The 7662-nt window shown below is 56.4% G+C and carries 6 protein-coding genes and 1 pseudogene; 1 reads left to right on the top strand and 6 read right to left on the bottom strand.

Going from position 1 to position 7662, the window contains the following annotated elements; all coding sequences use genetic code 11:
* Positions 1-161: 161 nt before the first annotated feature.
* The 5 genes from ACODTY_RS22770 to ACODTY_RS22750 all read right to left on the bottom strand — a co-directional run bounded on the left by ACODTY_RS22770 (position 162) and on the right by ACODTY_RS22750 (position 5096).
* The gene (locus ACODTY_RS22770; protein ID WP_488996458.1) at positions 162-1283 is read right to left on the bottom strand and encodes an ABC transporter ATP-binding protein; all 1122 of its coding nucleotides are present in this window, start codon (positions 1281-1283) and stop codon (positions 162-164) included.
* Between the two features lie 28 nt (positions 1284-1311).
* On the bottom strand, positions 1312-2103 hold the full coding sequence (locus ACODTY_RS22765; protein WP_488996457.1) for an ABC transporter permease: 792 nt from the start codon (positions 2101-2103) through the stop codon (positions 1312-1314).
* Between the two features lie 15 nt (positions 2104-2118).
* On the bottom strand, positions 2119-2925 hold the full coding sequence (locus ACODTY_RS22760; RefSeq protein ID WP_488996456.1) for an ABC transporter permease: 807 nt from the start codon (positions 2923-2925) through the stop codon (positions 2119-2121).
* Between the two features lie 101 nt (positions 2926-3026).
* Complete coding sequence (locus ACODTY_RS22755) at positions 3027-4052, bottom strand: ABC transporter substrate-binding protein (RefSeq protein ID WP_488996455.1); 1026 nt, start codon at positions 4050-4052, stop codon at positions 3027-3029.
* A gap of 111 nt (positions 4053-4163) precedes the next feature.
* Positions 4164-5096: a 2-hydroxyacid dehydrogenase gene (locus ACODTY_RS22750; protein WP_488996454.1), complete on the bottom strand. Its 933-nt coding sequence runs from the start codon at positions 5094-5096 to the stop codon at positions 4164-4166.
* A gap of 493 nt (positions 5097-5589) precedes the next feature.
* Between ACODTY_RS22750 and ACODTY_RS22745 the strand changes: the two are divergent.
* Positions 5590-6624, top strand: a pseudogene (locus tag ACODTY_RS22745) (helix-turn-helix domain-containing protein).
* Positions 6625-6742: 118 nt separating this feature from the next.
* Here ACODTY_RS22745 and ACODTY_RS22740 read toward each other — a convergent pair.
* A complete protein-coding gene (locus tag ACODTY_RS22740; protein WP_488996453.1) occupies positions 6743-7399 on the bottom strand; it encodes an ANTAR domain-containing response regulator in 657 nt (218 codons plus the stop codon).
* Positions 7400-7662: the final 263 nt, after the last annotated feature.

Raw genomic sequence — 7662 nt, 5'->3', positions numbered from 1 at the left:
CGAAGCAAATCGACAAAACATGGCGCCGCCGTCAGTCGTTCACGCGAATGGACTTCAAGGCGGATCAACGGCCTTTAGATGCCAGAGCAATGAAACGGAAATTCTTCCAGAACCATGCGGCAATGTGAAAACGATGTGAAATTAGACCGACAGTCTAGCCGTTAATTCGCCGGCTCAGCGAGAAGTATGACTTCCCCTAGCTCGAACGTTACATCGGCCTTCAGTCCTACGGGCACGCGACCGATCACGTCACCGCCCTGGAGCCGCATCTCCAACGGCCCGAGACCATCAACGTGAAGGCGAGTTATGGTATGCGAACCCTGATAGATATGAGTTAAAACCTCTCCCGATACAACGTTGCGCCCAGCATCGGACGATGTAGCCATACGTATGTGTTCCGGGCGCACAAAGGCTCTCACAGGCGTTCCAGAGGCAAAGTCCCACTCCTTGGAGCGCGGAGCAATCAGGCGGATGTTCCCGATTTCAAGTGCGGCTTCGCCGCGGGCCGGACGATAGGAGGCTTTTGGCAAGGCGTTGATCTCGCCGATGAATGAGGCCACAAATCCGTTTGCCGGGTTGCGATAGAGATCGATCGGTTCAGCGACCTGTTGGATTTGTCCGCGATTCATGACGACGATCCGATCCGACAGGCTGAGCGCCTCGCCTTGGTCATGCGTGACGAAAATTGTTGTTAAACCGGTATTTCGATGCAGTTCGATGAGTTCGATTTGCATTTGGGCGCGCAGGCTCTTGTCGAGCGCCGACAAAGGCTCGTCAAGAAGCAGCACCTTCGGTTGAATGACGATCGAACGCGCTAGTGCAACGCGCTGCTGCTGGCCGCCCGAGAGCTGCGATATGCGGCGCTTTTCCATGCCTGTTAGCTTCATCATTTCGATGGTCTGCATAACTTTGGCCGAAATCTCGCTCTTCGAGAATTTCCGCTGCCGCAGCCCAAAGGCCACGTTGTCGAAGACGTTCATATGGGGAAACAGCGCGTAGCTTTGGAACACCATGCCGGTATCACGCAGATGTACCGGCAGATTGGTCACGTCCTTGCCGCCGATATGAACGGATCCAGAGGTCGGATTGATGAAGCCCGCGACCATGTTGAGAAGGGTCGTCTTGCCACAGCCACTGGGCCCAAGAAGCGTTATGAACTCGCCATTGCGGATCGGCAACGACACATCGTTGACTGCATGGACCGAGCCGAACATGCGGCTGACATTCTTGATCTCGACAGCACAATCGGCGGGCTGGAGAACGGTCATTTTCTGATGGATCATGGACACAGAACCTCTTGGTGCTCGCACTTCAGCCGTTGTCGATTCCGAGAATGCGACGAAGACCGAGGAAATGATTGGCGATGATCATGATGATCGTGGTTGACAGGATAAGCAGCGCCGAGATCGCAGATATTGTCGGATCCGCATATTCACGAATGTAGTTGTACATGGCGACCGGAAGTGTCTGCGTTCGACTGGCGGTGACATAAAGCGAAGCTGTAAACTCGGTCAGCGAGAGGATCGCGGCGATCAGCCATCCTCCCACCATACCGGGAAGCACCAGGGGAATCGTGATCTTGAACAGGACCGAAGTCGGCGCGGCACCCAGATTGGCTGCGGCGCGAGCATAGTTCGCATCGACGTTGGTAAGTGATACGAACACAGCACGCGTCACGAAAGGCGTTACCAGCAAGACATGCGCCATCACGATGACTGCATAGCCCTGCGTCAGATTCAAATGGCTTCCCAAGAGGAGGAAGCCGAACCCGGTGGTGAAATGCGGGATGATCAAGGGTGACCAAAGTGCTGCCTCGAGCAGACCGCGGCCACGGAAACTGTAGTGGAAGACGAGGAAGGCAAAACTCGAACCCAGCAGCGTCGCCAAGGTTGAGGACAGCGCCATGACCATCAGGCTGCTTTTGAAAGCGACCTGAAAATCAGGGTAGGTCAAAGCCTTCTCGTACCAACGCAGTGAAAACCCGGTTGGCGGGAACGCCATCAGTTCAGTGGGATTGACCGAAGTCGCGATAACAACCACCGCCGGCAAGGTCATATAGGTGAGGATCGCTACGACGGCGGACCAAAACAGGATGCTTCGCATGATGTTGGCTCCTGCTCACGTTGTTGCAAGGTTGCGCTCGAAACGCGCGGTGGCGAGCTTCATCAGGCCAAGGCTCCCCAGGGCCGCCGCCAGCGCGATCAAGCTGAGCGCCGCAGCAAACGGCAAATTGAATGAAGAAAACCCCTGCAAATAGACCATGTTAGAAATCATCAGGACCTTGCCACCGCCGATCAGTTGCGGCGTGGAGAAGGCACTCATGGTCCATGCAAATACAACGACGAAACCGGACAATATTCCTGGCATCGTCAGCGGGATCGTAATGCGCCAGAAGACGGTATTTGGCGTCGCGCCGAGGTTGGCTGCAGACTTTTCGCAGTCGCGCTTGACTTGGCTTATGGCCGTCGCCAGCATGATAATCATCACAGGCATTGCAAACTGAACCAATGCAATGACGACCCCCGGGCGCGTGTACATGATCGGCACCGAGCCATCGACAAGCCCAAGGGCTTTCAGCGTCGTGTTGACGACGCCGTCGGTACCAAGCACCAGCATCCAGGAATAGGTACGTACGATCTCGCCCGTGAACAGCGGTGTGATCGCCAGCACGACCAGCACTGCGCGCACCCAGTCTTTTTCGGCCCGCACGAGCGCAAACGAGATCGGATAGCTGAGGACAAGCGCGAAGAAAGCGGTGGCGAAGCTCAGAATGAACGTATCGAGCAGCACCCAATAGTAGATGGGCTTGTTGATGCGAGTGAAATTTTCCAGGGTCAAGCCACCAACCTCAACCGAACCCGGAATGAATTCGAGAAAGCTGTACTGGAGCACATTGAACATCGCTGCGGCGAAGATGACAGCCACGAGGATTGCCGGCACCAGGAATGTAACAAGGAATGGGCGTTGCTGCGTCATTGACTGTCGGCGGCGCTTTGGACACCGCCCGCTCCATTTTTGGATGTCGCTTACTGCATCATGTTTTCGGTGAACCAGATCTTCCAAAGCGGAAGAAGTTTGGCGTAGGTTTTATCGTCGAGAACGATCGCCTGCGTCTTCCACTGCTCGTCGGTCGTGAAGATGCCGGGCATTTTGGCGAGGGCCTCGGATACCTTGGCCTTCTTGTTCATCGGCGAGCATTTGTGGAATTCGCACAACTGCTCCTGGATAGCCGGGTCGAGCGCCACATTGATGAATTCATGCGCGGCGTCGAGTTTCTTGGTGCCGGCATTGATGCCGAACGCCCCGATGCCGACGACAGCACCTTCCTTCGGAATCTCGATCTTGAGTGGAACGCCCTGTTCCATGAGGTGGTAACCATTGATGGACAACAGAACCTGCACTGGTGTTTCACCTGTGCGGATCAGGTCCTGGCTGGTCGCGTCGGACTGGTAGAAGGCCTTGATGCTGGGTTTCAATGCCTCAAGGCGATCCTGGATGCTCTCCCAGTCTGCTGGTGTCTTGCCTTCCATGATCGAGGTGGCAATCACGATGTGACTTGGGTCGAAGTCCGGCAGGCCGAGCTTGCCTTCCATATCCTTGTCCCAAAGTACTTTCCATGAATCGATCTTGAACCCTTGTGGCATCAGGTCGGTGCGGAACGCCGGTGAGTATACATAAGAATAGGCGCCCAACTCGTAACCGCCGCGATCACCTGCGGGATATAGGTCGGCCGCATTCGGGATCTTGTTCATGTCGAGCTTCTCGAAGAGCCCATCTGATTGGTAGAGCGATCCAACATGGGAGGTGGTGTAAACCACGTCAGACTCGGGATTATCTTTCGCAACCTTGGCCTTTGCCAGGCGATCCAGCGTACCGCCGGTGATGAATTCAACTTCCATGCCGGTGCGCTTGGTGAATTCCTTGGCGATGATCGCGGCCCCGTCTTTCCAATTACCGCCCCAGGTGCTGACAATCAGCTTGTCCTGAGCATTCGCAGCCGTCGCTGCAATGACCAGGGACAATACGCCCAGGCCCGTCACAAACCGTTTCATAAAATTCTCCTCCGTTTATGTTTTGATTTTGAGTTGACTTCCTTGCCGCAAGGCGGGTGGGCTTCAACTAAGGGCACGACATGTCTTGGTCGGGCAGCGCGAGCCTGAACTTCAGTAGCCCCTCTGAGGATCTACCAGATGGAGTGGTGCCTCACCCCGGCGCACCCGCCTGATGCTCTCGGCCACATTATGGACCGCGAGTGCCGGCACCGTGATACTTGCGAGATGAGGGGTTATGAGGACGTTGTCCAAAGTCCAGAACGGATGGCCAGACGGTAGCGGTTCGACGTTAAAGACATCGAGCGTTGCTTCGCCAATGGCCCCGGAGCGGAGTGCGGCGATAAGGGCGCCTTCATCGACGATGGCGCTGCGCGAGGCGTTGATGAATTTGGCGCCGTGCGGCATCAGCGCGAGTTCACGCGCGCCGAGTAAAGCGCGCGTGTCGCCCGTTGACGGAAGCAGCGAAACAACAATTTCGTTCCGTCCAAGAACCTGATCCAGAGCCTCGCGGCCCGCAAAGCAGGTAACGCCCGAAATGGTTTTCAAGGTCCGCGACCAGCCTGATACGGTATAGCCCATGTTTGCCAAGGACTTGGCGGCATCCGCACCAAGCTCGCCAAGACCGAGCACGGCGACCTTGATTTCTTTCAGCGGACGCGGATGAACGTAGTGCCATTCCCCGCGACGCGTGGCGCGCTCGAAAATGTGCATGTCGCGCGCATAACGCGTAACTGCGAAGACGACATAGCTGGTCATAAGCTCAACCATGCCCGGATCGGAGAGGCGCGTGATCGGAACAGGCACCAGATCGTCCCGATTGAGCAGCGCATCAGCCCCGGCACCGAGGTTGGTGACCAGTTTCAGATTGCGAAAGCGCTGGAAGAACCCTTGCGGAGGCAGCCAGGTCAACGCATAGCTGATTTCGCTCGGATCACCGACATCCGGTTCCAATCGGAAGTCGAGATCCGGCAATTCCGCTGCGAGTGCACGCCGCCAGGTTTGCGGGTCGTCCACAGGACTGTAAAAAACAAGTGCGTCGCGCATTGGCAGGCATTCCTCAGCAACGGCGCTGCTGCCCGATCAAACAAGGATCCAAACAGCAACTAACCTCCGCACAGGAATTTGAGCGGGGGTAGATCGATTGAAAAGTATTTTTGTTCGGTCTTTTGCATTGATAAATCCGATCCATGTGCTCTGCTTAGACGCGGTTGAATTGGAGGCCCTTATTCAGCTAGAGATGCCCATCAGATGATCACGTGGCCGCTGTGAATTCTTTTCATGCCTGACACGCAAGTGCCGCGCACCACAGCTGGGAGATAGGACGCCTCACAGATAAAAACGGGCGAAGGCAAGCTTATTCCCGAACAGTCTGAGCACCCCTGTCAACGCTACTGCAGGCACCCTCGCGAAGTGTCACACTCTCAGGATGTTAATGCAGGAGAAACAGTACGCATTGTTCCCCGTCAGCGCCTATGGCTCAAATCTGAGGGTGTGAATTAATGAGTGTTCGGTTCTCGTCGAAGACGAATGAACGAACATGAATTCGAAGATGACTGGCGGCAAACGCTCCGCCGAACATATGGTCAAGGACATCCGCCGTGCGACGCGGCGGCACTTTTCAACCGAAGACAAAATCCGGATTGTGCTGGACGGTCTTCGCGGCGAAGACAGCATCGCCGCGCTGTGCCGACGCGAAGGCATCGCTGAGAGACTGTATTGCAACTGGTCGAAGGAGTTCCTGGAGGCCGGCAAGAAGCAGTTGGCCGGCGATCTCAAGGAGATCGTCGCCGAGCAGGCGCTGGAATTGCGGATTCTCAAAAAAGCATGATTGCGGGTGGAGGCGACGACGAATGAGGTATCCCGCCACCGAGAAGCTGAAGATCATCCGCCTGGTCGAGCAGTCGCACCTGTCGGCACGTCGCACGCTGCAGAAGCTCGGTATTCCGCGCTCGACCTTCAATCGCTGGTATGACCGCTTCCTTGCCGGTGGCGTCGACGCGCTGGAAGATTGGAGACCCCGGCCGCAGCGGGTCTGAAACCGCATTCCCGAGGAAACGCGCGACCAGATCGTCGAGTTGGCGCTGAACAAGCCGGAACTGTCGCCACGGGAGCTGGCGGTCATCTTCACCGATAGCAGGGGCTACTTCGTGTCGGAATCCTCGGTCAATCGCCTGCTCAAGGCCCATGACCTGATCACCAGCCCGGCCTTCATCGTCATTAAGGCCGCCGACGACTTCCATGGCAAGACGACGGCGCCGAACCAGCTCTGGCAGACCGACTTCACGTATCTGAAGGTCATCGGCTGGGGCTGGTTCTACCTGTCGAGCGTTGGCACCAGACGCTGAAGAACCGCACCCTGCTGGAAAATTACTTCCTGCCGGGCGATCTCGAGCGGCGGATCGCGGCGCCCGTCGATCACTATAAGCACCGCCGCTACCACCAGAGCCTCGCCAATCTCACCCCTGCCGACGTCTACTTCGGACGCGGCGACATCATCATGCTGGAAAGGGAAAGGATCAAACGCGAGACCATCACACAACGCCGCTTGCTTCATCGGGAAGCGGCCGCCTAAAATGACAATCCTGATGGGCCAGAGCCTCCGTTAGCTCACGCCGCCAGTTGTCCCAAAATCCCTGACGACGGACAGCTGAAACGTATCCCGGCAGCGGAATAGCCTAGGCCTTTTTCGCTTATTCGTTCGCCTGATGCGCGACAGCACGCTGTCCCGGCAACAGATCGCTGGCATTGATGACCGCCATCGCAATCGCCTCTATGGTCGTGCGCTTGTTCATCGCCTGCTCTCGCAACGTCTCGTAGGCAACCTGTTCCGACATATTGTTGGCGACCATGAGAATAGACTTCGCCTTGTCGATATCCCGATGCGCCTTCAGCTTGGTATTCATCCGGTCCAGCCGCAGGCGAAGTCTTTTTTCGCGCTTGTGATTGTTCACGCTCAAAAGCACGTTGGCCAGAATGCCAAACGTGCGAAGCGGAAGTCCGATCACCGCCTGCGCCCTCAACCGCAGAAGTTTGTCCACAATAATGGGGTTCTCGTAGTCAACGACAGCAATGAGGACGGCCGGCGGATCGTCGGCATTCCAGTTGAGCACGATATCGTCTTCGACGATCGGCCGAACGAAGACAAAGACCACATCGGTGTCGGGAGGTATTTCGGCTGGAGGAGGCCAACTCGACTGGACCTGGCAACCTATTCGTTTCAGGTGCTGGCACAGCTCTTCCCCCTCGCCGTTCTTGGGCTGAAGCAGGAGGATCCGAAGAGTTCGCAGATCCTTTATCAGGATCGGCGCGGATCGTTCATTCGGAGAATAGGGGCTGCGGGATACCATCGTTCCTCATCGTGGCAACGTCGCGCTGCTTGGGCTGATCCGGCCACAGCGCAAAAATGGTAGTCTTGGTCAGTTCCTTTCAATGCGGCCTTGGCGAAGTCTGCTGAGACCGTTCCTTTTCATGCTTCCTAAGTCGGTCCAGGTTGCGGTTTGATCATTGCGGTTTCCGATTCCGATCGGGGCACAAGCAATTCTAATGCGAGTAAGAGGCCATTGGGGTTTCGAGTTCGTCTGGGTAGTGGCTGACGAGGTATGGTTCGGGT

It is taken from the genome of Mesorhizobium sp. FG116 (assembly GCF_057809835.1).
The sequence above is the reverse complement of the archived record's forward strand: the minus strand, read 5'-3'. Positions and strand labels throughout refer to the sequence as shown.

Excerpts from the sequence above, each read along its gene's own strand:
- ACODTY_RS22765 (WP_488996457.1), bottom strand. The coding sequence starts at position 2,103 with ATGCGAAGCATCCTGTTTTGGTCCGCCGTCGTAGCGATCCTCACCTAT.
- ACODTY_RS22740 (WP_488996453.1), bottom strand. The coding sequence starts at position 7,399 with ATGGTATCCCGCAGCCCCTATTCTCCGAATGAACGATCCGCGCCGATC.
- ACODTY_RS22770 (WP_488996458.1), bottom strand. The coding sequence starts at position 1,283 with ATGATCCATCAGAAAATGACCGTTCTCCAGCCCGCCGATTGTGCTGTC.
- ACODTY_RS22750 (WP_488996454.1), bottom strand. The coding sequence starts at position 5,096 with ATGCGCGACGCACTTGTTTTTTACAGTCCTGTGGACGACCCGCAAACC.
- ACODTY_RS22755 (WP_488996455.1), bottom strand. The coding sequence starts at position 4,052 with ATGAAACGGTTTGTGACGGGCCTGGGCGTATTGTCCCTGGTCATTGCA.